The 22,828-nt window shown below is 33.9% G+C and carries 26 protein-coding genes; 16 read left to right on the forward strand and 10 right to left on the reverse strand.

Annotated features, from left to right (window positions below; genetic code table 11):
• Nucleotides 1-86 precede the first annotated feature (86 nt).
• From ACE94K_RS10860 to ACE94K_RS10880, 5 genes are read right to left on the reverse strand one after another with little or no spacing between them, the layout of a single operon-like run.
• Nucleotides 87-401 (reverse strand): 2TM domain-containing protein, encoded by a 315-nt coding sequence (locus tag ACE94K_RS10860; protein ID WP_378184033.1) that lies wholly within the window; start codon nucleotides 399-401, stop codon nucleotides 87-89.
• Between the two features lie 12 nt (nucleotides 402-413).
• A complete protein-coding gene (locus ACE94K_RS10865; protein ID WP_378184035.1) occupies nucleotides 414-725 on the reverse strand; it encodes a 2TM domain-containing protein in 312 nt (103 codons plus the stop codon).
• Nucleotides 726-739: 14 nt separating this feature from the next.
• Nucleotides 740-1,084 (reverse strand): 2TM domain-containing protein, encoded by a 345-nt coding sequence (locus ACE94K_RS10870; protein WP_378184036.1) that lies wholly within the window; start codon nucleotides 1,082-1,084, stop codon nucleotides 740-742.
• Complete coding sequence (locus ACE94K_RS10875) at nucleotides 1,077-2,435, reverse strand: 2TM domain-containing protein (protein ID WP_378184038.1); 1,359 nt, start codon at nucleotides 2,433-2,435, stop codon at nucleotides 1,077-1,079. Before ACE94K_RS10875 ends, ACE94K_RS10870 begins: the two co-directional genes overlap by 8 nt.
• 6 nt (nucleotides 2,436-2,441) lie before the next feature.
• Nucleotides 2,442-3,062 (reverse strand): tetratricopeptide repeat protein, encoded by a 621-nt coding sequence (locus tag ACE94K_RS10880; RefSeq protein ID WP_378184040.1) that lies wholly within the window; start codon nucleotides 3,060-3,062, stop codon nucleotides 2,442-2,444.
• Between the two features lie 241 nt (nucleotides 3,063-3,303).
• On the opposite strand from ACE94K_RS10880, the gene ACE94K_RS10885 reads away from it, so the two are divergent.
• On the forward strand, nucleotides 3,304-4,050 hold the full coding sequence (locus ACE94K_RS10885; protein WP_378184042.1) for a GLPGLI family protein: 747 nt from the start codon (nucleotides 3,304-3,306) through the stop codon (nucleotides 4,048-4,050).
• 42 nt (nucleotides 4,051-4,092) lie between these two features.
• Here ACE94K_RS10885 and ACE94K_RS10890 read toward each other — a convergent pair whose 3' ends face one another.
• Nucleotides 4,093-4,518, reverse strand: coding sequence for a DUF2141 domain-containing protein (locus tag ACE94K_RS10890; RefSeq protein ID WP_378184044.1), 426 nt, complete (start codon nucleotides 4,516-4,518; stop codon nucleotides 4,093-4,095).
• Between the two features lie 102 nt (nucleotides 4,519-4,620).
• A complete protein-coding gene (locus ACE94K_RS10895; protein WP_378184046.1) occupies nucleotides 4,621-6,774 on the reverse strand; it encodes a TonB-dependent receptor domain-containing protein in 2,154 nt (717 codons plus the stop codon).
• A 183-nt stretch (nucleotides 6,775-6,957) separates the two neighbouring features.
• On the opposite strand from ACE94K_RS10895, the gene ACE94K_RS10900 reads away from it, so the two are divergent.
• Together ACE94K_RS10900 and ACE94K_RS10905 are read left to right on the forward strand one after the other, a co-directional pair.
• Nucleotides 6,958-7,758, forward strand: a complete 801-nt coding sequence (locus ACE94K_RS10900) for a GLPGLI family protein (protein WP_378184048.1) — start codon at nucleotides 6,958-6,960, stop codon at nucleotides 7,756-7,758.
• Nucleotides 7,759-7,786: 28 nt separating this feature from the next.
• Entirely contained in the window at nucleotides 7,787-8,650 is an 864-nt protein-coding gene (locus ACE94K_RS10905) for a GLPGLI family protein (protein WP_378184050.1), read from the forward strand.
• Nucleotides 8,651-8,660: 10 nt separating this feature from the next.
• Here ACE94K_RS10905 and ACE94K_RS10910 read toward each other — a convergent pair whose 3' ends face one another.
• Nucleotides 8,661-9,959, reverse strand: a complete 1,299-nt coding sequence (locus ACE94K_RS10910) for an NAD(P)/FAD-dependent oxidoreductase (protein WP_378184052.1) — start codon at nucleotides 9,957-9,959, stop codon at nucleotides 8,661-8,663.
• 209 nt (nucleotides 9,960-10,168) lie between these two features.
• Between ACE94K_RS10910 and ACE94K_RS10915 the strand changes: the two genes are divergently transcribed.
• Both ACE94K_RS10915 and ACE94K_RS10920 read left to right on the forward strand, forming a co-directional pair.
• Nucleotides 10,169-10,663: an RNA polymerase sigma factor gene (locus tag ACE94K_RS10915; RefSeq protein ID WP_378184055.1), complete on the forward strand. Its 495-nt coding sequence runs from the start codon at nucleotides 10,169-10,171 to the stop codon at nucleotides 10,661-10,663.
• A gap of 2 nt (nucleotides 10,664-10,665) precedes the next feature.
• A complete protein-coding gene (locus ACE94K_RS10920; protein WP_378184057.1) occupies nucleotides 10,666-11,289 on the forward strand; it encodes a hypothetical protein in 624 nt (207 codons plus the stop codon).
• Nucleotides 11,290-11,438: 149 nt separating this feature from the next.
• On the opposite strand, the gene ACE94K_RS10925 is transcribed toward ACE94K_RS10920, so the two are convergent.
• The gene (locus ACE94K_RS10925; protein WP_378184059.1) at nucleotides 11,439-12,620 is read right to left on the reverse strand and encodes an LETM1-related biofilm-associated protein; all 1,182 of its coding nucleotides are present in this window, start codon (nucleotides 12,618-12,620) and stop codon (nucleotides 11,439-11,441) included.
• Nucleotides 12,621-12,789: 169 nt separating this feature from the next.
• On the opposite strand from ACE94K_RS10925, the gene ACE94K_RS10930 reads away from it, so the two are divergent.
• On the forward strand, nucleotides 12,790-13,464 hold the full coding sequence (locus tag ACE94K_RS10930; protein WP_378184259.1) for a DUF4331 family protein: 675 nt from the start codon (nucleotides 12,790-12,792) through the stop codon (nucleotides 13,462-13,464).
• A gap of 52 nt (nucleotides 13,465-13,516) precedes the next feature.
• Complete coding sequence (locus ACE94K_RS10935; RefSeq protein WP_378184060.1) at nucleotides 13,517-14,110, forward strand: DUF4331 family protein; 594 nt, start codon at nucleotides 13,517-13,519, stop codon at nucleotides 14,108-14,110.
• A 29-nt stretch (nucleotides 14,111-14,139) separates the two neighbouring features.
• Here ACE94K_RS10935 and ACE94K_RS10940 read toward each other — a convergent pair whose 3' ends face one another.
• Nucleotides 14,140-14,298: a hypothetical protein gene (locus tag ACE94K_RS10940; RefSeq protein ID WP_378184061.1), complete on the reverse strand. Its 159-nt coding sequence runs from the start codon at nucleotides 14,296-14,298 to the stop codon at nucleotides 14,140-14,142.
• Nucleotides 14,299-14,341: 43 nt separating this feature from the next.
• On the opposite strand from ACE94K_RS10940, the gene ACE94K_RS10945 reads away from it, so the two are divergent.
• From ACE94K_RS10945 to ACE94K_RS10985, 9 genes are all read left to right on the forward strand, one after another.
• On the forward strand, nucleotides 14,342-15,634 hold the full coding sequence (locus ACE94K_RS10945) for a cell surface protein (protein ID WP_378184063.1): 1,293 nt from the start codon (nucleotides 14,342-14,344) through the stop codon (nucleotides 15,632-15,634).
• 27 nt (nucleotides 15,635-15,661) lie between these two features.
• Nucleotides 15,662-17,893 (forward strand): TonB-dependent receptor, encoded by a 2,232-nt coding sequence (locus ACE94K_RS10950; protein WP_378184065.1) that lies wholly within the window; start codon nucleotides 15,662-15,664, stop codon nucleotides 17,891-17,893.
• Nucleotides 17,894-18,218: 325 nt separating this feature from the next.
• Complete coding sequence (locus tag ACE94K_RS10955; RefSeq protein WP_378184067.1) at nucleotides 18,219-18,650, forward strand: very short patch repair endonuclease; 432 nt, start codon at nucleotides 18,219-18,221, stop codon at nucleotides 18,648-18,650.
• Nucleotides 18,622-19,419: a DNA cytosine methyltransferase gene (locus tag ACE94K_RS10960; RefSeq protein WP_378184069.1), complete on the forward strand. Its 798-nt coding sequence runs from the start codon at nucleotides 18,622-18,624 to the stop codon at nucleotides 19,417-19,419. Before ACE94K_RS10955 ends, ACE94K_RS10960 begins: the two co-directional genes overlap by 29 nt.
• Nucleotides 19,420-19,440: 21 nt before the next feature.
• Nucleotides 19,441-19,626, forward strand: coding sequence for a hypothetical protein (locus ACE94K_RS10965; RefSeq protein WP_378184071.1), 186 nt, complete (start codon nucleotides 19,441-19,443; stop codon nucleotides 19,624-19,626).
• Nucleotides 19,626-20,393: an HNH endonuclease gene (locus tag ACE94K_RS10970; RefSeq protein WP_378184073.1), complete on the forward strand. Its 768-nt coding sequence runs from the start codon at nucleotides 19,626-19,628 to the stop codon at nucleotides 20,391-20,393. Before ACE94K_RS10965 ends, ACE94K_RS10970 begins: the two co-directional genes overlap by 1 nt.
• A 60-nt stretch (nucleotides 20,394-20,453) precedes the next feature.
• Complete coding sequence (locus ACE94K_RS10975) at nucleotides 20,454-20,654, forward strand: DNA cytosine methyltransferase (protein ID WP_378184261.1); 201 nt, start codon at nucleotides 20,454-20,456, stop codon at nucleotides 20,652-20,654.
• A complete protein-coding gene (locus tag ACE94K_RS10980) occupies nucleotides 20,651-21,730 on the forward strand; it encodes an HpaII family restriction endonuclease (protein ID WP_378184075.1) in 1,080 nt (359 codons plus the stop codon). Before ACE94K_RS10975 ends, ACE94K_RS10980 begins: the two co-directional genes overlap by 4 nt.
• Nucleotides 21,731-21,958: 228 nt before the next feature.
• Nucleotides 21,959-22,714, forward strand: coding sequence for a hypothetical protein (locus ACE94K_RS10985; RefSeq protein WP_378184077.1), 756 nt, complete (start codon nucleotides 21,959-21,961; stop codon nucleotides 22,712-22,714).
• Nucleotides 22,715-22,828 lie beyond the last annotated feature (114 nt).

The raw sequence follows: 22,828 nt of genomic DNA on the forward strand, positions 1-22,828 counted from the left end.
GAGACAAGCAAACTAAAAAAGATATGAGAAGTATCAATTTCATTGTAAATACCACTTTCTCTCAATCACTTTATTGAAGTCACCATCTATAAAAAATCCTTAGTATCATCGTTATCCATAATTTCTTTGATTTTTCGCTCTTCCCATTGTTTACTAAAAATGATATTAGGATTAAAAACTTTCACCCAATGAAAAAATAATCCTATTCCCCATAACAAAGGAGTGAGATATAAATTCCATTCTAACCAGTTGTTAAATCCTTCGTCTATAAAGTTTGAATTTATAAATAGTAAAAAAATGTTTACAATTACATAAGCTGTGAGATGACTGTAAAACCCTTTTTCTTCTTGCACTCTTTTTTTGGCTCTGATATATTTCTTATTTCGCTCTGAATTTTCCATCACTTTATTCTTTTAAAAATTATCCTGTTCATTCATGTATTCTTCGATCTTTCGTTCTTCCCATTTTTTGAAAAGTGTAAATTTGTTTCCTTTTCTAAATGCCCATACTCCGTGAATTAATAGAGGAATTCCCCATAGTACCGGAGTACTAAGTAAATTTATCCATAAGTAACCATCATAGATATGCTCTTTGAGCTGAAGGATAACTACAAATATGATAACATTAATAACTATGTACACTGCCAGATGTGTATAAAAGTTTCTTTCTTCTGCTACCCTTTTTGCGGCTCTTTTATAATTTTTTAGCTGTTCAGAATTTTCCATTGTTTTATTCTTTATCAGAAGTAGTTATTCTTATTTATAAACTCTTTAATCTTTTGTTCTTCCCATTTTTTACTAAAAATAGATCGATTAAAGATTTTTCCTAATCCGTTGTTATCTCTGAATGTCCATAATCCGTGTCCTATAAGACCCAATCCCCATAAAATCGGAGTGATAATCAAGTTCCACGGTAGATAGTTATGGTATCCTTCGCTATTCACATAATCACCAATTTGTATTTTAAAAATGAAGATTACGATATTCATTACCACGTATACTGTTAGGTGTGTGTAGAAACCTCTTTCTTCTTGGATCTTTTTTTCTGCTATTTTGTAGGCTTTTCTTTTCTCAAAATCATTCATAATTACCTCTTTTAGATTCTTCCATATACTTTCTGATTTTTCTTTTTTCCCAGTCTTTCCCAAATATTGGGTGTCGATCAAAGGCTTCTCCATAATGGAAGAGTAACCCTAATCCCCAGCCTGCCATAGGAAAAATAACCCAGGGTAGGTCAAAGCCTGTAGTTCTGTAATTGATAAATATTAAAAATGGAATCACAATACAGTAAGCGGTTAAACTACCATAGAATTCTTTCATTTTCTTTACTCGATCTTTAGCCCTTTTATATTTAAGGTCTTTTGCGATTGCTATGTTTTGAGATGTTGTCATATCGATTGATGTTATTCTTTTAGTTAATATGGGTAGCTTAGCGATAAAAGCATTTTCTGTTTTAAATACAGAGAACTCTCTTTTTGTCAGTAATCCGTATCGTTGTTTTACGTTTCCTAAACCTACACCGCTACTTTGCTTAATTACTTCTTTTGGCTGCAGGTTGTTTTCTACAATTAGAAAACCGTCATCTTCATAAATTTTAATATGCAATGGCCTGTCTGGCATGACCACGTTATGTTTAATGGTATTTTCTAATAAAATCTGTAAAGACAATGGCACCACTCTGGCTTCGGGATTAGAGGCTTGCTCTGGTATCTCAAAAATAATACTGTCTTCAAACCTTAATTTTAATAAGGTCATATAGGTTTTTGCAAATTTTAATTCCTCATCTACCGTTACTAATTCTTTGTCTTTTTGTTCTAAAACATATCGGTATACTTTAGACAACGAAGTGGTGAACTTTTGCGCCATTCTTGGATTTTCATCTATTAGCGATGTCAATACATTTAGGCTGTTGAACAAAAAGTGTGGATCCAACTGATTTTTTAAAGCGGCAAACTTAGCCGAGGCTGTTCCTGCTATTATTTTTTGTTCGGTAACTTTGGTTTCCTGTCTGTGTTTCCAATAGAAGGCTCCATAAAACAGAAAGGTTACTACGGTCGCTATAGAAAGAGAAACCAAATAATACTGAGGCCTCTCTGCACTCAAAAACTCAAATAATCCTTTTTCATAAACAAATACGTGGTAAAATAGTCTAGCAATAAATATTGCGATCACCGATACCAGTGTTGCAAGAATGATGTTTACGGTTAAATTTCTTACACTAAAAAACTTTTCTTTACATTTTTCTCTTCGATATAAGAACAGGTATACATTGGCGATGTAAATGATAATAGAAAACATCACATTCTCTAAGTACTCATTTAGTAACTCTCGGTCAAAATTTATTTCGATCCCTTTGAAATAATATACAATGAGGAATGCTATAAATATTGCGGTTCCGATTAAAATACCTTTTCCTATTTCTTTAAAAATGTTCATTTATTTTTATTTACAATTTTCCTGAATCCTTGCGATCTGGTTTTTTCCCCAATCCGGGTAAAATGGTATGCTAGAAGGTTCTTTTTCAAAGTACAAGATAGCTTTTTCTATCTCAGAACAAAAGGCTTTTGGGTCTTTACCCCAGAATTTTGCAGCACCCATTTGCCATTCTGCATGATATAATATAGCTCTTGGGTTTTCAGGTTCTATAATTTTAGCTTTTTGGTATAATTCTTCCACTTTTCCAGAATGTGTCATCCCATATTTTGCACCGTCATATACTACATAGGCTGTATTTAACATAGCTTCCATAATCAGGATTTCTGCATTGTCCTTAGAAAAAGTTTTAGCCTCATTAAGGTAATTCTGTGCTTTCATTAAACGAGATTCTATTTCCTCGGCATCTTTGGTATTAAAAGTCTTTACAATATGTATTTGTGCAGCATAATAATATGGTAACCAGTTGTCTTTTTCTGCTTTACCAATACGTTCGAATAAATTGGCAGCTTCGTCGTTTTTTTGATTTCCCCATAACTCAAAGGCTTTTCCCATTCCTTTTTCGTAAGCTGCTTGAGAATTTACGGCTGTGATTGTAAAGAAGCTTAGTATGATGATAATTGTTTTCATTTGTTGTGTTTTAAGGTTTTGTTTAATTATTGATTACACTTCGACAGGCTCAGTGTGACAGCTCAGTGTGACAGCTCAGTGTGACAGCTGTTTTTGTTTTACAGTGTAAAGATCCTTCAAAACAGAGGGTTTTAGAAGTATATCTTACCGAACTGTAGTTTATGATGGATGAATTGTGTTATGAAGATGACATTGAAAAAAGAAAAGGGTATATTGGCATTTTAATGCGTAAAGATTTATGATGAAAAAGTTTCTTTTTCTTTCTATGGTAATGTATGGTCTATTAATACATTCACAGTCAATTTCAATAGAATATAACAAGAAGATTATCAATATTGACCGCGAAGATTTTAATTCGGAAGCTGATTGGATTTTAGAAATAAACGATGATATTTCTTTATATAGACCCGTTGGTAAAATAAGAGATACCTCTTGGACAAAGGAATTCGAAGTAATGGGAGAAAGGTATAAAGCTCCTTCAACACACTATATAAATTATGAAGTTTATTATATGGATGTGAATGCTAAGGAAAAAACCACGATTCATCATTTTGCAGGAAAGGATTATATGGTTAAGGAACCGCTGGAAATAATGAAGTGGGAGATTACAAATGAAACCAAAAAGATCAAGAGCTATAACTGTCGTTTAGCAATTTCTGAAAAAAACGGATTTCCAATCGAAGCTTGGTTTACAGAAGAAATCCCGGTTTCAACCAATCCAAACGGACTCACAGGTTTACCCGGACTTATACTAGAATATCATCTAGCACGCAGTCATCTCTTTGTAGAAGAAATTGATTTTGATAAAGAGGTTAACATTAAACAACCAGATTGGGGAACTAGCATAAGTAGAGCCGAGTATAACAAAATTGTAGCAGACCAGTACAAATATCCTGAAGGAACAACCTTTATTTATACCAAAAATAAGGATGGTAGTGTGTCCACAAGAATTATCGAGGTCGAATCTGGTAATGTGAAAAAAAACTAAATAGTACCCTTAAAACATAAATGGATTTGTAGATAAATTATTCTACAGTTTAATAGATTGAACTACCTCAGTATTTGATACAGAAAATTTAGCGTCTTCCCATTTAGGTGGTCCAAAATTTCCTTTTGCGTTGTTGCTAGTACCGTAAGGTTCTTTAGGTATTTTTAAAAAGTTAGTATCTAGTATTTTGTTGTCATTTTCATCGTGATAAAGAGTGATCCCATATTCTCCGGCAGGAATATCTTCAAATGAAGTTTGTATAGATCCTTTTTTTGCTTTTACAGCTGCTGATCTGAATGTTTTTTTGTAAAAATTACTTTCGCTATTATATAAACCAATCAATATGGTTCCTTTTGATGATTCAATATTGGAAATACGTATTTGAATACTCGTATTGTTTTGTGCTTTTACTTCAGAAATTAATAGAAAAGAAAATAGGAAGAAGGTGAAATAGTTTACTGTTTTCATTACTTTTTTTTATAAAATTAAGCATATGTTTTATTAAGTGATTGATATGTGTTGCTTTTTATGAATAATTTTGGTCGTGTTTATGAATTAAAAGAGATACTCCTAAAGGTTATCCAACTGATTATTGGTTTTGTTATCACTGATCGTCCAGAAGAACCCTACAATAAAAAAACGATCCGCTGTGGGACGGATAGCTCGTCTGGCAAGATTGCCATCTGCATTGGGAGTATTAGCATATTGATAATTAAACACATTATCAAACCCTAATACATTAGTTACAGATACATAAAGAATTTTTTGTTGACTTATCAAATATGCCCAATTGAGATTAAGAGCATTAAATGTTCTTGTCTTTTCTGCCAAAAAGTTGCCTGTGTTTGGATCCGTATAAGGTCGACCGGAAGCAAAATTATACGTAGCTCCGATTAACGACTTCCAATCCGGTAACCAGTATTTACCCACTACAGATAAATTGTGCTTGGCAGCAAAATTTGGAGTAGCGCGTTCCGGATAATTCCTGTAATCTCTTTCTGTATCCAGATATGAATAACTAGCCCAGTATTCAAAGTTTTTAATCGATTTATTATCTCTCCAGTATAAATCTAATCCTGTAGCATATCCGTCACCATCATTAGAATATATACTGCTAAACTCAGGTACTTGGGTGTCGAATTTTACAAGTCTGTTATATCCCTTATAATACGCTTCTGCTCGTAAGGTTCTTCCGTCATTTTGATAGAGATAATTAAGAATGTAGTGAGATGATTTTTCGGGATCTAGATTGCTATCATACTTTAGAATATCTTGTTGTGGGGCTTGATAAAAGTCTCCGTACGCCAGAGAAAATTGTGATGTTGAGGTGATTTTATAAGCTAACGAAGTTCTTGGTGATATTTTTGTAAAGTCTAGTAATGCATTATGTGTTACTCGTATTCCTGCTTGCATTGCCAGTTTCTTATTAAAAAATATGTTAGCTTCAGAAAATGCGGCGGTGCTATTATTTTTAAAGGTATTTTGGAAACTTCCAAACGAGATATCTGTCGCTTCTTCTTTAAAATTTCCAAGAAATTGTTCCGCACCAAAGCTTAGTTTAAAACGATTGCTAAATCTTTTTCTCAGTTTTACTTTTAGATGCGCTGCATTGTCATCATTATCGACATTGGTTTCTTCGATTTTGATATCGTTATGATCATTGGCAAAACTTGCTCCGGTGGTTAGGGTCCAATCGTTTCCTAAATCACCTTTATAAGACGCATTGATGTATAAGTTCCTGTTTTTGAGTCCAAAATTTATACCCTCAGGGATATTGATATCTTCTTGATTTAATTCAAAATCTGTATAATTTAACCCGCCATATAGTTTGAACAGCCCATTACCTAATTGGTGTCTGTACACAGCTTCTCCAGATAGCGATTCAAAAGGTTTTACCCAATCCACACGCTGTGAGATAATTTCCTGGTAAGGTTTTAGATTGAGATAAAAGGCATTGATGCTCAGTGAATTTTTCTTCCATTTCTGGGTGTTTCCCACGCCAAACCCCACACTAATGAAAGATAAATCCGTTTTTTCCTGCTCTGGCTCGTCGATAGTATTCAGCAGTAACACACTCGACAAAGCATCACCATATTCTGCAGAGTATCCACCGGTAGAAAAATTAGTTCCTTTAAATAAGAAAGGCGAGAAGCGACCACGTGTTGGAATATTATTAGCTGTTGCTGCAAAAGGCTGAAACACTCGCAATCCATCAATATATACGTTTGCTTCATTAGCATCTCCACCTCGTACAAATAGTCTACCATCTTCGGCAACTGTAGAAGTGCCCGGTAATGTTTGAAACGCACCGATATAATCACCGGCGGCTCCTGCGGTGGTAACAATGTCTAAGGGCGTTAATACAGAAACTTTACTATTGTCACCTGCCGAAAAAGTACCGGCATTAAGAACTACGCTTCCTAATGAATTTACGTCTTCTTTCAAAGTGATTTTAAGATCTTTCATTTGGGTTACCGAGGTATGTAATGAATAGGTTTCGAAGGAAAGAAAGGAAATGACCAAAGTTTGTTCGCCGGTTTCTGAAGTAGAAAAATTGAAAGTTCCGTCATCTGCAGAAGAGGCACCATCATAGGTTCCGTCCAGATAGATATTAGCGCCCGGAATTGGAATTCCTGATGATTCTGTGACAATTCCTGAAACTGTGGTTTGTGCGTTTAAAATTGTTAGGGTGAAGAGTAGTAGGATGGTTAGTATTGATTTCATTTAGTCGTTTTTATCGTTTTGATTGATGGTTCAAAAGTCAAACAAAGAATGAGAGGATAAAATTGAATACGACCGAACTGTAGAAAAAATAGGACGGATTGTAAAGCGGTAAAAAAATAAACTAAAAAATTAGTTGAATTATTCAACTAATTTTTTAGTTTTACAATCGAAGTCAATCAAAAAATGAAAAAACGATACCTACTAGTCACTTTTATGTGCTTTTCAATGACAAACGCTCAAGAGATGAGTGTTTTTTATAAGGAGGAAAGAAAAGCTGATTATCATCAATTACGATCTTATGTTTTTGCTAAAACAACTAAAGAAGAAGATTTAGCTCTTATCAAAGACAAGGCTCGCGATCATAGTAAAGAGCTTGCTAAATATGAATACCAGAGTGCGTTAAGGATATCAAATAATAAATCTATATACTATCCATTAGAACGACAGTACAACGATACTATCAATAGTTCTGTGATGTATGGTAACGGGGGAAAGCAGATTTTTATCAGTCGGGAAACTGCTGAAAAAGAATATAAAATCGTTTATATCGATTTAAAATCTAATCAGAAATCCAGTGTAGAATACGCTTATGGAAAGGAGTACTTGATAGAGGAGGAGTTATCCAAAGAATCCTGGGAAATTACTAATGAAACAAAGACAATGTTTGGTTATAGGTGTAAAAAAGCTTTGCTCCATAAACAAGAGGAAGTACATTTTACAGGTGTTTATGGGGAATATTTAACTAAAAATAAAAAACCAATTGTAATTTGGTATACAGAAGAAATATCGAGTAAATTTGGCCCTTCCGGATATTGGGGATTACCTGGATTGATTGTAAAGGTCGTAGAAGATGATGCAGTAATAAGTCTTGATAAAGTATTATTTTCTTTAGACGGTTTTGAAGTAAAACCACCGGAAACAGGAGAAAAAATTACCAGAGAAGGTTTAGAGGATATTCCTATGTTAATGTTTAATAAACATTAATAATTTATATTTATTGTAAGCTTAACTTATGAGAATTCAACTATTTATTGTACTGATGCTTTTTACTTTCTCTGCAAAGAGTCAAGAATTCACAGTATTTTACAAAGAAAAAAGAAAACCCGCTCAAGTGTCTACTAGAGAGGAGGCACCCGATATGGATCTATTTGATAAATACGCAGTAGAAATCGCCATGATCAAGGCTGCTATTAACGCTGATAAGGATAAAGATTCAATTGAATATAACCGAAAGCGTATACAGGAGATAGCAGATAAAATGTCTGCAGATTCTAAGAAAATAAAACGTAAACCATTAGAGATTCCCGCGTATGACTATATAACCGTTTTAAAAATTGATAAAGAGAAATCTTTATACTATCCTCAGGAAAAAGTTGGTAATGATACAGTATCAGAGACAAGAACCAATAAAAAAGGCCGAGAGTTTAAACGAGAACGTATCCATTTTAATAACTCCGAAATCATATTCTTGGATATGTCCGAAAAGAGAAAGGTTAGCTTATTGAAGGTATATGAGTTTGATCAAAGGGATAGAGAATTTTTAATAGATGAAGAATTGGAAGACTTAGAATGGATCTTGACCGAGGAAACCAAACAAATTGATCAATATCTATGTTATAAAGCAGTGTTGAAAAACATAGATAAAAAGATAGAAGCCTGGTATACCAAAGATATCAAAGCTAGTCACGGACCAAAAGGCTATTATGGATTGCCAGGGCTGATTCTAGAACTAACAGAAGGTAAAAAAACGGTTCGTTTTCATAAAATTCATTTAGCTCCTGAAGAAGGTTTTGAAGTAAGACCGCCCACAGAAGGTGAGAAAATAACCAGACAAGAATTGGAAGATCTACCTGCTAAACTCTTTAATCAGTATTAGCAAATAATAATTATACTCTTTCTAAAGCTTTTTCATCTTTATTCTTAAAAGGTCGTACAATTAATCTTGCTGCTTTATCATAATTAATGTAATTATAGGTCCAGTTAAAAAATGTAACCAACCGATTTCTGAACCCTACTAAAAACCAAAGATGGATAAACATCCATATAAACCAGGCAAAGAAGCCTCCAAAACGAAATTTACCAATATCCACTACAGCTTTATTACGACCAATAGTCGCCATGGATCCTTTATCAAAATACGTAAACGGAACCATAGGTTTTCCTTTTAGATGTCGTTTTAGGTTTTTTACCAAATGATTTCCCTGTTGTATGGCCGGTTGTGCTACCATAGGATGTCCTTTTGGGAAATCTTCGGTTTCCATTAGAGCAATGTCACCCAGCGCATATATATCATTATATCCTTCAACTTGATTAAACTGGTTTACTTTGTATCGATTAGCTCTTGGTATCAGGGCATCTGCCTTCAGACCTTCTACAGGAGCTCCGGTAACACCAGCAGACCAAATAAAAGTGGCTGTTTTTAATTGGAGATCTGTATTGGTGGAAACCAGGTTTGCTTCATAATTCGTTACTTGGGTATTTGTGTGAATATGCACCCCCATCTTTTTTAAAAAACCAGCTGCTTTCTCTGAAGCATTTTTGCTCATAGGAGGTAAAACGCGATCGGCACCTTCGATTAAGTGAATTTCCATCTCACTAAAATCCATGTCGGGATAGTCACGTGGTAGTACGTTAAGTTTTAGCTCAGCAATTCCACCAGCTAACTCCACTCCGGTTGGACCGGCACCAGCTAATACAAAACGTAATAATTCTTTTCTTTTTTCAGCATCCGTTGTGATGACTGCCTGTTCCAGATTTTCCAACATCAAACTTCTTAAATTCAATGCCTGCGGTAAATTTTTCATCCGCATCGCATTTTTTTCGATGGTTTCATTTCCAAAGAAATTGGTCTTGGCACCTGTAGCGATCACCAGATAATCGTAGGTAATACTGCCAATTGATGTATGAACCTTTTTTGTTGCTGGATCAATAGAAGTCACTTCTGTCATACGGAAATACGTATTCTTACCTCTTTTTACAATTTTCCGAAGCGGATATGCAATAGAATCCGGTTCTAAAGAAGCCGTGGAAACTTGATATAATAAAGGTTGAAACGTGTGATAATTATGTCGATCTAACAAGATGAGTTGTACATTTTCTTTTACCATTTTTCTGGCTAGTGCAACCCCTGCAAAACCACCTCCGATGATCACTAATCTTGGTAAATTAGTATAAGGAATGTTCATAAATATGATGTTGTGTCACAAAGATAAAATGATAAAGTTACTTAGACCACATAATATTTGTTTTTGTGAAATACTACTGTGTAAATATCTGGTAATCAAATAATAAATCCGTTATTTTTTTAAATAGAATTATTGAGCGGTAAAAAAAATAATTTTTAATGTGTAACAGATTTATTTTATTGTCTACTTATAAGATGTAACTGACCAAAGTGAATAAAAAATTAGAACATAGTTTTGTAACGAATCTTGAGCAAAATCAAAATATTGTGCACAAGGTCTGTAGGATATACACTAATGATCCGGACTCGCACAATGATTTGTTTCAGGAGATAACGATTCAATTATGGAAAGCATACCCTAAGTTTAGAGGAGATTCTAAATTTAGTACTTGGATGTATAGGGTTTCTTTAAATACGGCGATAACCCTATATCGGAAATCGAAGAGAAGCATTAAAACTACTGATTTTGATGCTATGGATTTTAGAATTAAAACAGAAGAATATGATGATGAGGTAGAGGAACAACTTAAGCTAATGTATGCGGCAGTAAAACAATTGAATGATATTGAGAAGGCACTAGTTTTCTTATATCTGGAAGACAAATCATATAAAGAAATTGCAGAGACGATGGGAATCTCTGAAGTAAATGCAAGAGTGAAAATGAATAGGGTGAAAACGAAATTGAAAAAAATATTAAACCCATAAGCATGGATGAATTAGAATTATTAAAAAAAGACTGGAAGAATCAGGACGAAGGGCTTCCAAAATTATCATATAACGAAATCTATAAGATGATTTTAAAGAAATCATCGTCTATGGTAAAATGGATTTTTATCATTAGTGTACTAGAATTTATTTTATGGTCTTCTATAGATATAATCGTTAGACTAACTGGTCATTATGATGAACTCGAGGTTCACGGATTAGAAGTTTTCTCTGTAATATCAACAGTATTATCTTATGGAATCTTGATCTATTTTATGGTCCGGTTTTATTTGAATTATAGAAACATACAAACAACAGATTCTGCTTCGGTATTGATGAAAAATATACTGAAGACCAGAAAAACAGTAAAACAATATGTTTGGATAAATATTGGTTTTTTGGCGCTGACTACTTTGATTATAATAACGTACATGACGTTTTATACAGATGTTTATACGAGCCAGTCTGAGGGTAAAGAAGTGCCGACCTATTTGATCATTGCTACTTCACTGTTTATGATAGCAGCCTTTCTTGGACTTCTTGCACTATTATATAGATTGATATATGGTATTCTGACAAGAAAACTTAAGAAAAACTATGATGAGCTTCAAAAACTGGAAGTGTAAAAATATAAGCTAAAAAATTAAGGTATAAAAAGTAATTTTACAATGTCAAACTGAGCCTGTCGAAGTTTTAACTTTTTGATTTTCAAAATGTCTTCGACAGGCTCATACTGACAATTTCAGGTGTTAAAGGCTTTTTTAGACAACCTCTTTTATTTATTCTCATTAAAAGCTGATGGTAATAACTGAGGAATAAACTTAATCAATAAGGGCATTAATAAACTTCCACCGGGTAATATAAAAATGGCAAGTGATGGTATTGTTTTACAAACATCCAGAAGTTGTTGTTTTACCTTTTGTTTTTCTTCTTTAGATAAGTCCCTAACCGCAGATTGCCCTAATAAAATCATTAAATCCTTACTTTCAGAAATTTCTTTAATCAGTCGTTTTTTATTTCTAAGAATCAACACGCTTACCGTTCTTGATGTTTGCTTGTAAAAGTGATGAGCTGGATTAGAATAATTGAAAAAAGAAATATCCTCTTTATGTTCTTTTACAAAAGATTGTACAGAATGCAAAGATTCCATCACCCATTGATTTGATAATTTTAATTCTGCACCCAATGCGCGGATAAAATCCTGTTCTCCAAGATCAATCTCTTTATCATTCCATACCGCCAGGCTGGTGAGATCAAGAATATATCGTTTTTCTAACTCATCGGTGTATTCTTCTAGGTTGATTTGATCAAAGCTAGCATCTTCTTCAGTATTTACCTGAGTATAGCGTACAGAAGAGGCAAACAACTTAACAAGAAGCTCGTCATAATTATCCTTTTCAATTTTAGAGTTTAAAGCCAGAAAAACAATATTGGTTAATGTTTCTTCTAATGCTGCTGCATATTCAATAGGATTCTTATCGTGAATTAGAAAGTGTTCAAAAGCCAATACATCAATAAACAACAAAGCATTGGTTAATAAATGACTAAAGTTTTTCTTAAAAATGGATTCATTGGTTTGAATACGTGTATTAATTATCTTTTCTAACTTTTCACTCTTACCGGTAGCTAATGAATTAATAAAAGAAAAGAAGGATTTTTTTGTATCCAAATATTCGTAAAACTCAATAAGTGCCTTTACACAGTCTTTAGCATCTCCACGATCGATAGTTTCATAATAGGTAACTACCAATGCAGCAAAAAGGTTAATCTTTGTTTTTTCTGCTTCAGAATAAATGATTTCAGAATCTTGTACTAAGACAATATCCACAGATGTCCCATATATGAACCCGACGTCTCTAAGTTTAGGATATAGCGAATCCAACGAATATAGAGAAAGAGCGTCTATATCAAAATCTCTTAAAAATTTATCGATCCAACCAGAAGTTGAAGGGTTCATTGGTCAATTAGTTTATAACAAAGTTACTTTTTTTTATAAAAATACTGTTGCTTTTATTCAAATTGAAAATTTTGTTGTTAACAAATATTTAACACCCTTAAGAAAACCAATGCCGTCTAACCCTCGTAAGTATCGTCGTAAACATTTAAAACTTTATAAAATGAACAAGATTAAAAAAACAAATTTATTTCTCCTTGGCGGATTATTCGGTTTAGGAGTAGTGTTAATGGCAGCAGATCATTTAGATGCTCCAGCAGTAGGAGGGACTACGGCAGATATTACGGATTTTTATGCTTTTGAAGGAGCCAATCCGGATAACACGGTTTTTGTTGCCAATGTACAAAGTTCTTTAGCTCCGGCAGGAAGTTCGGCAACATTTGATGAAAACGTATTGGTAGAAATTAATATCGATAATGATGGGGATCTGGTGGAAGATTTAGTAATACAGGCAATTCCCAGAAACGGAGTGATGTATTTCTTTGGTCCTTATGCACCTTCACAAACTGGTTTGAACAGTTCTATTGACGATAACACTCAATATCAAGGGCAGGTTGCGATCAGTACAGGAGCCACAGCCACTACCTCTTCTAATAATGGTATTTCTTATTTTGCTGGTGTACGAGAAGATGCTTTTTTCTTTGATTTCAATCAGTTTAATGCAGTTGTAGGTGGAATGGCACCTAATGGATTTAATAATCCGGGAAATGATGATTTTGATGGAACTAATGTGTTATCAATTACTGTAGAGGTTCCTAATTCTTTATTGGGAAGCACATTTGCCCATCCAGCAGGAACAGGAGTACAAGTATTTAATGCCTGGGTAGAAGCCAAAAGAAAACAATAGAAAAGGAAATAAGTAAAATCAAAAAGAATAGTACAACATAAAAATAAAAAATATGAAACGTAATAGTTTAAAATATATAGCAGCAGTAGTCACAGTAATTATAGGTCTGTCCAGTTGTAGTAGTGATGATGATGGTGGGGTGGTAACTTCTGTAGATTTTAGCGGAAATTTTGCACAGGAAGATCAAATGGGACGTCCTGGTATTAATACCGTCTTAGGTGGATCTGTTAAAAACGATTTTAATGTTACCATACCCTCAGAACAAGGAGCCGCATTCCAACAATCTTTTTTAGATCAGGCGGTTGCATTACACGCCGCTTTCGGAGCAGAGTATGAAACGAATATTTTAGGATTAGATGCAACTACGTTAACTACGATTTTAGCTTCAGATGTATTGCAAGTGGCACCCGATGCTCCTACAACATATTTTGACGGAACTAATGTGTTAACCGGAAGAAACCTTACAGATGATGTTATCGATATCTCTTTGATATTATTGTTTGGAGGACAAAACGGAGATCGTTTTAACGGTCAGGACGATGGCAACGGTGGTACTTTACCCATTTTAGTGACGGATGGAGTAAGTGCATCGGGAGAAACACCTTTAGCAATTTTTCCTTATTTAGAAGCTCCTCATAGCCTATAAAGCCAACTCATTTATAATTTTTATTTGTCTTAAGAGTCTGCCTGGCCATATGTCGTAAGTGATTTTTGCCCTAATTTATTTGGGCAGACTCTGGCAAATACATCAAGACCAGTTTGTACATAAGATATGTGCAACAGCTCCGGGTCTAATGAATTCTCTACCATCGTCGATTTAAGACAAGAGTTCATTAGAACCTTATAATCAAATTTCAAAAAAACAAAACCATAAAAAATGAAATTCTACACTATCATAAAAGTCGTATTGATAAGTTTAATCATTACGTCTTGCAACACCACCGAGAATAAGATCACGAATGCCAAAGATTATAATATATATCTGGATCAATATCAAAACAATCTAGTGGATGCCGCCTCAAAAAGGCTTCAGTTCTGGAATTCTAAAATCAAAGAAGACAGTCTGCAGATTACCGCATTATTGCCAGCCGCTGAAGCATATTCACAACTATTTAAATCAACAGGGGCTGTACAACATCTCAAAAAAGCAGAAATAGCATTGCGTAAATCCTCAGACGTGGCAGTTGTTGGACGATCAGGACATCTATTGGCTTTGGCACGTAATTATATTTCTCAGCATAGATTTAAAGAAGCTAAAAAAGCTGCGATAGAAGCTTATTCTTTAAAAACGAGTACAAAGGCTGCAGAGATGGTACTTTTTGATGTTGCTATGGAATTAGGTGAATATGAAAGCGCCGAGAAATATTTAGAAAGCTTAGTAAACCATAGTGATTTTAATTTTTTGATCCGTTTGGCAAAATGGAATGACTATAAAGGTAATCTGGATGCTACCATCAGAAATATGGAAAAAGCCAAAAAGATTGCAGAAAGCAGTAAAAAACCAAGTTTGATCTTATGGTCATATACCAATTTGGCCGATTATTATGGTCATGCAGGAAGAATTAAAGAATCGTATGATCATTATTTAAAAGCATTAGCAATAGATCCCTCAAATGCCTACGCTAAAAAAGGAATAGCCTGGATTGTATATTCTTATGAGAACAACCCGGAAGAGGCTATGAGAATTTTAGATATCACGACAAAGAGTTATCACAGTCCTGATTATTTTTTGTTAAAAGCAGAAATAGCAGAATTTCAGAAAAAAGAAATTATCAAAAATGTAAACCTAAAGAGATATCAAGTTGCAGTAGAAAATGAAGCATACGGAAGTATGTATCATACGCACACAGCGCTATTAATGGCAGAAGAGCATCAGGCATTTGATAAAGCATTGGAAATTGCAGAAGAAGAAATCCAAAATCGTCCTACGCCACAATCCTACGATTTAAAGGCATATATACTTTATTTAAAAGGTGAGCATAAAAAAGCATTGGATATCGCTGAAAAATATATTGTCAATAAAACCTTTGAACCGATGGTAAACCTGCATATTGCACAGATTTATAAAGCAAATAATTTGCAGGTAAAAGCAAAACCAATCATTGGGGAATTGATGGAAAGCAGTTTCGAGCTAGGACCTGTTACTTCTCAAAAAATAATGAATCTGTAGATATCCCCAATCTCTAATTAACATCCCATGAAAAACATTCTTATATTATTTACACTGATATTCGGTGTATATGGCTACGCTCAAAATCAAACGTTGAAAGGAAAGATCGTTGACGCTTCTGGTAACTCGCTTTCTGAAGCATACGTGTATAATAATCAGAAAGATAGTCATACTCATACCCTAGAAAATGGAACTTTTGTGCTTACTAAAATTGATGCGGGCGATACATTAACAATACGTTTATTAGGTTTTGAAACTAAATCTATCATCACAAGGAAAGAAGATTTTGAAAGTGGTATTATCATTGTGTTAGAAGATAAAATATTCCAGTTGGATGAGTTGGTACTTACCCAAGAAATCAATCCATTACAATTGATCAATAAGCTGGATATGAATGTAAATCCGGTAAATTCTTCTCAAGAGTTATTACAGAAAGTCCCGGGCTTATTCATTGGTCAACACGCCGGAGGAGGAAAAGCAGAACAAATTTTTTTAAGGGGTTTTGATGTCGATCACGGAACAGATGTCTCTATCTCTGTTGATGGTATGCCTATCAATATGGTATCTCACGCACACGGACAGGGATATGCGGATTTACATTTTATCATTCCTGAAACCATCGACAAGATACGTTTTGGAAAAGGTGCTTATACCGCCGATCAAGGGAATTTTAATACCGCCGGATTCGTGGCATTCAAAACAAAAGAAAGATTCGCTGATAATGAGATTAAAGTAGAAGCAGGTAATTTTAATACGGTCAGAACAGTTGGATTATTTAATTTTTTGGAAGCCTCAAAAAAAGAAAGCGCAACCCTGGCATTAGAATATTTAGAAAGTGATGGCCCATTTGAGTCTCCTCAAAACTTTAATAGGATCAATATGGCTGGTAAATATACTGTTCAGTTAAGGGACAATACTAAATTATCGCTGGCAGCTTCACATTTTAGTAGTCGGTGGGACGCTTCTGGTCAAATACCAAATAGAGCGGTGGAACAAGGAATTATTAACCGCTTCGGCGCTATCGATGATACCGAAGGAGGAAATACATCCCGAACGAATTTTAATATCACCTATAACAAATTTATAAACGATGATACTTCATTTAGAACCAATGTGTTCTATAACCTTTATAATTTTGAGTTGTATTCTAACTTCACTTTTTTTCTGAACGATCCTGTTAACGGAGATCAGATAAGACAAAGAGAACAAAGAAATTTATTTGGTTTCAATAGTGTTTTCAGCTCCAGAAAATATCTGGACGATATTGAATTAGAGTTTAATGCCGGAATCGGTCTAAGAAATGATGCGGTAAAAGACAATGAGTTGTCCAGAACTGCAAATCGAAATGAAACTTTAGAAAATGTAAGTTTGGGAGACGTCAACGAAACAAATGCCTATGCTTTTGCAGACATTACTTTTGATTTCGGGAAACTAAAAATTACACCAATCGCTCGTTTAGATTATTTTAAGTATATCTATGAAGATGCACTATTAATACCATTTCAGATCCAATCTGAAACGAAGGCCATTTTTACACCAAAATTAAGAATCTCCTATGATCCAACAGATAATTTACATCTTTTTGCAAAATCAGGAATTGGTTTTCACGGTAACGATACCCGAGTAGTAGTAGCACAAGAAGGGAATGAAATTTTACCTAAGTCTTATGGAATAGATGTGGGTGCGAATTGGAAGCCTTTCTCGAAAGTGTTTCTAAACACTACACTTTGGTACTTAGGTTTGGAACAAGAATTTGTGTATGTAGGAGACGAAGGAGTGGTGGAACCTAGTGGTGAAACAAGAAGAGTTGGAGTAGATTTTAGTGGAAGATATCAGGTGAACGACTGGTTGTTTTTAGACACAGATGTAACCTATACTCACGCCAGAAGTATTGAAGCGCCCAATGGAGAAGATTATATTCCATTAGCGCCAAAAGTGACTGCTGCAGGAGGAATAAGCATAGAGAATTTTCGCAATTTTTCTGGAGGGATACGATACCGATATTTGGGAGATCGTGCTGCAACCGAAAATAATAGTATTGTCGCAGAAGGATATACTGTAGTAGATATGTCATTAAATTATAGATGGAAGCAGTTTGATTTTTTGGTAAGTATTGAAAATCTGTTTGATACCGAGTGGAATGAAACACAATTTGCTACAGAATCCAGATTAGCTAATGAAACCCAATCGGTGGAAGAAATCCATTTCACACCCGGTACACCATTTTTTGCCAAAGCTGGCATTAGCTATAAGTTTTGATTGTAAATCTTATATAAATGAAGATAAGAAAAAAGTCTTGAGGTGATTGGTTTTGTTTTTTTGATGTTGTTAAGAAGAGCTTGTTTGTGTGGTAGCAAACAAGTTTTTCTTATTCATCTAAAAATCTAGTCGTAGGTTTATACGTTTGTAAACAGTTGTAGTTGGATATATAAGAGAAATATGTGTAATATTACAGTGTTATATGCAAGTGAAGAATTGCCAACCACACATTTAAGAAGATTTAGTTTGCAACACAAAAACCAATCTTGAAAACCAAGAGAACTTAAATTTTGTCTAACGCTCAAAAGAGTTTTAACTTTGTGATATGGACAAATTGACGAAAGAGCAACGTAGAAAAAATATGCAAGCTGTCAAGAGCAAAGGCTCAAAAATTGAACAGAAACTAGCAAATGCTCTTTGGAAAAAAGGACACAGGTATAGAAAGAATGATAAAACTGTTTTCGGGAAACCAGACTTGACTTTTAAGGGACTAAAAATTGCCATCTTTTGTGACAGTGAATTTTGGCACGGTAAGAATTGGGAAACGAAAAAACACGACCATAAGAGCAATATCAAATTTTGGCATCAAAAGATTGAAAGGAACATTGAAAGGGACAAAGAGGTAAATGCTGAATTGTTAAAAAACGGTTGGAAAGTTATTCGTTTCTGGGGTAAAGAAATTGAACAAGACTTGGTATCTTGCGTAAATAAAATTGAAACAACAATAAATGAAGCTAAAAGAAAAAATAACGATTGAAGATTTTAGCGGACAACCATTCAAAATTCGTATTGTAGAGCCCGAAAACCAGAATAAATCTGCTTTTACCCACTACTTGCACAATCAGAAAAATGGAGTTTCTCAATTCTATAAAAAAGACGCAATAGAATATGTAAAAGAAATTTTGTCCTACAAGTATCCAGAAAGCAACATTACTAATAAAGTTGCCGAGGAAGCGTTACAATACTTACTTTTTGACTTCAAAAATTCTGTTCCTTTCCCAGAACCAAAAACGCAAAAATTCAAGTTTATTGACCTATTTGCAGGCATTGGCGGATTTAGAATGGCTTTGCAAAACTTAGGTGGAAAATGCGTTTTCACAAGCGAGTGGGACAAATACTCGAAAAAGACATATGAAGCTAATTTCGGAGAAGTTCCATTTGGCGATATAACTAAGCCTGAAACAAAAAGCTACATACCAGATGGATTTGATGTTTTATGTGCCGGTTTCCCTTGCCAAGCATTTTCAATAGCCGGAAAAAGAGGTGGATTTGAAAACACGAGAGGTACTTTGTTTTTTGATGTAGCAGAAATAATAAAGAAAAAACAACCGAAAGCGTTCTTCTTAGAAAAAGTTAAAGGACTAAGAAACCACGACAAAGGAAAAACATTAGCAACGATTTTAAATGCGCTTCGTGAAGATTTAGGCGTTACCCTATCGGTTCGTGCTTTCCGTTCCAATCTTTTAGCTCTTTCCTCACAAAAAGGATTTCCTCTACAATCCCTAACGCTAAAACTCGCAGCATAATGAACGATAAGTTAAAAAAATATGACTAGAGAAGATTTTATGAATTTCTTTCGTGATGATGAAAAGTTAAGCACACTTTCAGCTGATGATAGAATTGAAATATTTCTACAAATACTTCCAGGTGGTTCAGATATTACAAAAGAACTTTTAAACGAGTTAATTAGTGACTATCAAGTAAGTAATTTAGAAGTAAGTCAAGTTAAATAATGGTAAAGTCAAATAATTGGACAAGAGAACAAACTATTGTAGCATTTAATGTTTACTGTAAAATTCCATTTAAAAACAGTAGCAAAACACATCCAAAAATAATAAAATATGCCAATATCATAGGTCGTTCGCCATCAGCTTTAAATATGAAAGTTGGTAATTTTGGTAGATTAGACCCTGAATTAAAAAAAAGAGGAATTAAAGGTCTTGCAAATGGCAGTAAATTAGAAGAAATTATTTGGGATGAATTTCACGGTAATTGGGATGATTTGGCTTATGAAAGCGAAAAGTTAATTTCTGAATTTCAAAATAAAACTATACTTGAAACTAATGAAATTGACCTAATAGATTTGCCAGAGGGAAAAGATTTCGAACGACTTGTAAAAACTAGAGTAAACCAAAACTTTTTTCGTTCTTCAGTTTTATCTTCTTATTACCAAAAATGTTGCATAACAGGCATCAATATTTCGGAATTTTTAGTTGCTAGCCATATTATTCCTTGGCGAATAAAAAAAGAAGAAAGAATGAACCCTAGAAATGGCTTGTGTTTGAATTCTATCCACGACCAGGCCTTTGATAAAGGATTTTTAACCGTAACTTCTGATTATGAGGTTAAAATTTCTGATGCAATCTTTGAAAACAAAGAAAATGAATCAATTGCAGATTTTTTTCTGAAATATAACAAACAAAAAATCTCACTTCCCGATAAATTCTTGCCTTCTCAAGAGTTCCTTAAATATCATTCTGACAATATTTTTCGCGGATAAGTTGCGTGAGGGATATTAGTGGAAAGCCTACAGCGAGGTACGAGCGAGGACTTGTAGCGGATAGCCCGACCCTTTTGGGCACGCCCCAAGTATTTTAGAAAAATGACCCCAAGAGAGTGGGCAAGACTTCAAGGATTCCCTGATAACTTCAAAATAATTGTATCAGACGTTCAAGCTTACAAACAATTTGGTAATTCAGTTGCCGTTCCAGCCATTCAGGCAACAGCGGAAAAAATCATTGATAAATTAAACGGTAAATGATTACAGGTAATAAAGGCGAGTGGAGCGAAATTTATGCACTTCTCAAAATAATATCAGACAAAAAACTTTGCGCTGGAGATAGCGACTTGAACAAAATTGAAAACCTAATTTTTCCTATCATAAAAATTCTCCCTGACGAATCAAACGGAACTTATTGTTACACATATGATAATGATTTAGTCATAATTTCAGGTAATGAGGAAGAATTTAGAATACCTATTAGTGAATTTCAGGAACAAACTGTTTTCTTACTTTCAAAACTAAAGGAAACAACATCAGCTACTTTTTCAATTCCTGAAATTGAAACTTTCATCCATTCTTTTAGTTGTTTTTCCCTTAAAGCCAAGTCATCTGTTAAAAGTGATATTCGTATTGTAATTCACGATCAAAGAACAGGTACAACTCCTGAATTAGGTTTTAGTATTAAATCTCAACTTGGAGGTGCTTCTACCCTTTTGAACGCGGGAAAGACAACTAATTTTATCTATAAAATTAACGGAACAAATCTATCAAGAACACAAATTGATGAAATCAATGCAATAGATACCAGAAGTAAAATAAAAGACCGAATTGAGAAGATTAAAGACTTATCGGGAACTTTAGTTTTCACAAGAACTGAAAGTTCAGTATTTGGCAACAATTTGACATTAATTGACAGTTCTCTTCCGAGAATTCTTTCTGAGATAATCTATACTTTCTTTACTTCAATGAATTCTAAAACAGTTGACTTAGTTACTGAAATTTCATCCCAAAATCCACTTGGCTACAATCTTGAAACAAATCATCCTTTCTATTTATACAAAATCAAACGTTTTTTAACTGACATAGCCTTAGGAATGATGCCATCAAAAGTATGGAAAGGAGAACTTGATGCAACTGGAGGATACTTGGTTGTAAAAGAGGACGGAGAGATTTTATGCTATCATATTTATAATAGAAACGAATTTGAAGATTATTTGCTAAGCAATACTAAACTTGAAACTGCAAGTAGCACCAGACACGACTTTGGTTTGATTTACAAAGAAGATGCACAAATCTTTTTCAAATTGAATTTGCAAATCAGGTTTATTAAATAAATTACCTACGCTAAAAGCCATACATATTGCAAGTTCCATAGTAATCAACCACTCAAAACTAAACTTGCCAATAAGTATGTCTTTGCTAACGCTCACCGAGAATGAAAACAGCAAGCATACAAGGTATATAGTTCATTTGCTCCCTTATGAAAGCAAACGCAACGGACAATCGATGTAAGACATAATTTAAATGGAACGATATTTGATAAAAGTTAGAAAACTAACATCATGAAAAAAATCATTTTTATTTTGTTCTTTACTTTGGGTGCAAAATCTGCTTTTGCGGATTGTATGGGTACGGGTATGCAATTCTTTCCTTCAACAAAAGAAATTAGCTTGAATTCGATGTTTATTATTCAAGGTTATGCTTTAAGCCAAAAGACAATTAATAGTTTTAAAACCACAACAATTTACCTTCAAAGTGAAAATGGTCAATTAATTGAGTTAGACCTTCAAGAAATTTTAAAAGGACAAATGCGACTGACTCAAGCCATTTTTCGACCGGTTTCCGAATTAAAACCCAATACAACTTACTTTCTTAAATACTCTGACCACAAAGAAAATGAAAGGGTCGCAATTAGAGAATATGGTAGTGATAAAAAAGAAAGAGAAAAAGTTTACTGGAAAACAACGGAAAAAAAAACATTTGAACCGCTTAATTCCAATCTGAATCTTGAATTTGAAAAGACCGAAGCTATCTATTATGGTGGTGGTCCATCTGTCAATGCGATCTTTAATGTGAAAAACAAATCGAATTCTGAAATTTGGTATAAGACAGAGGTTGTTGACTTAAGCACCAATAGTAAAAATGTATTTTATCTTAAAGAATCAAATGGCAAACTTAACGTTGGACACGGAATGTGTTCAGGAGCGTTTACCTATAAAAGTAAAGGTAAATATAAAGTAAGGTTTACGCCAATGAACATAGACGGAAAGTCTTTGAAAACAACTGATTGGAAAACTTTTAATAATCCCTTAGGATAAGATAATACTCTATTCACAAACAAAGTGTTTGCAATAATATGACAAAAGTCAAATTCAGAACGTTAATAATAAAATTTCGTTTTTATTTTTTTGGGATTGCTTTATTGAATTTTA

The sequence above is a fragment of the Aquimarina besae genome (genome assembly GCF_042434905.1).
In the GTDB taxonomy this organism is placed as follows: Bacteria; Bacteroidota; Bacteroidia; order Flavobacteriales; family Flavobacteriaceae; genus Aquimarina.

Bases quoted from the DNA above. Each gene is read 5' to 3' on its own strand.
- ACE94K_RS10860 (WP_378184033.1), bottom strand. From the start codon at position 401: ATGGAAAATTCAGAGCGAAATAAGAAATATATCAGAGCCAAAAAAAGA.
- ACE94K_RS10865 (WP_378184035.1), bottom strand. From the start codon at position 725: ATGGAAAATTCTGAACAGCTAAAAAATTATAAAAGAGCCGCAAAAAGG.
- ACE94K_RS10870 (WP_378184036.1), bottom strand. From the start codon at position 1,084: ATGAATGATTTTGAGAAAAGAAAAGCCTACAAAATAGCAGAAAAAAAG.
- ACE94K_RS10875 (WP_378184038.1), bottom strand. From the start codon at position 2,435: ATGAACATTTTTAAAGAAATAGGAAAAGGTATTTTAATCGGAACCGCA.
- ACE94K_RS10880 (WP_378184040.1), bottom strand. From the start codon at position 3,062: ATGAAAACAATTATCATCATACTAAGCTTCTTTACAATCACAGCCGTA.
- ACE94K_RS10885 (WP_378184042.1), top strand. From the start codon at position 3,304: ATGAAAAAGTTTCTTTTTCTTTCTATGGTAATGTATGGTCTATTAATA.
- ACE94K_RS10890 (WP_378184044.1), bottom strand. From the start codon at position 4,518: ATGAAAACAGTAAACTATTTCACCTTCTTCCTATTTTCTTTTCTATTA.
- ACE94K_RS10895 (WP_378184046.1), bottom strand. From the start codon at position 6,774: ATGAAATCAATACTAACCATCCTACTACTCTTCACCCTAACAATTTTA.
- ACE94K_RS10900 (WP_378184048.1), top strand. From the start codon at position 6,958: ATGAAAAAACGATACCTACTAGTCACTTTTATGTGCTTTTCAATGACA.
- ACE94K_RS10905 (WP_378184050.1), top strand. From the start codon at position 7,787: ATGAGAATTCAACTATTTATTGTACTGATGCTTTTTACTTTCTCTGCA.
- ACE94K_RS10910 (WP_378184052.1), bottom strand. From the start codon at position 9,959: ATGAACATTCCTTATACTAATTTACCAAGATTAGTGATCATCGGAGGT.
- ACE94K_RS10920 (WP_378184057.1), top strand. From the start codon at position 10,666: ATGGATGAATTAGAATTATTAAAAAAAGACTGGAAGAATCAGGACGAA.
- ACE94K_RS10925 (WP_378184059.1), bottom strand. From the start codon at position 12,620: ATGAACCCTTCAACTTCTGGTTGGATCGATAAATTTTTAAGAGATTTT.
- ACE94K_RS10935 (WP_378184060.1), top strand. From the start codon at position 13,517: ATGAAACGTAATAGTTTAAAATATATAGCAGCAGTAGTCACAGTAATT.
- ACE94K_RS10940 (WP_378184061.1), bottom strand. From the start codon at position 14,298: ATGAACTCTTGTCTTAAATCGACGATGGTAGAGAATTCATTAGACCCG.
- ACE94K_RS10945 (WP_378184063.1), top strand. From the start codon at position 14,342: ATGAAATTCTACACTATCATAAAAGTCGTATTGATAAGTTTAATCATT.
- ACE94K_RS10950 (WP_378184065.1), top strand. From the start codon at position 15,662: ATGAAAAACATTCTTATATTATTTACACTGATATTCGGTGTATATGGC.
- ACE94K_RS10955 (WP_378184067.1), top strand. From the start codon at position 18,219: ATGGACAAATTGACGAAAGAGCAACGTAGAAAAAATATGCAAGCTGTC.
- ACE94K_RS10960 (WP_378184069.1), top strand. From the start codon at position 18,622: ATGAAGCTAAAAGAAAAAATAACGATTGAAGATTTTAGCGGACAACCA.
- ACE94K_RS10965 (WP_378184071.1), top strand. From the start codon at position 19,441: ATGACTAGAGAAGATTTTATGAATTTCTTTCGTGATGATGAAAAGTTA.
- ACE94K_RS10970 (WP_378184073.1), top strand. From the start codon at position 19,626: ATGGTAAAGTCAAATAATTGGACAAGAGAACAAACTATTGTAGCATTT.
- ACE94K_RS10980 (WP_378184075.1), top strand. From the start codon at position 20,651: ATGATTACAGGTAATAAAGGCGAGTGGAGCGAAATTTATGCACTTCTC.
- ACE94K_RS10985 (WP_378184077.1), top strand. From the start codon at position 21,959: ATGAAAAAAATCATTTTTATTTTGTTCTTTACTTTGGGTGCAAAATCT.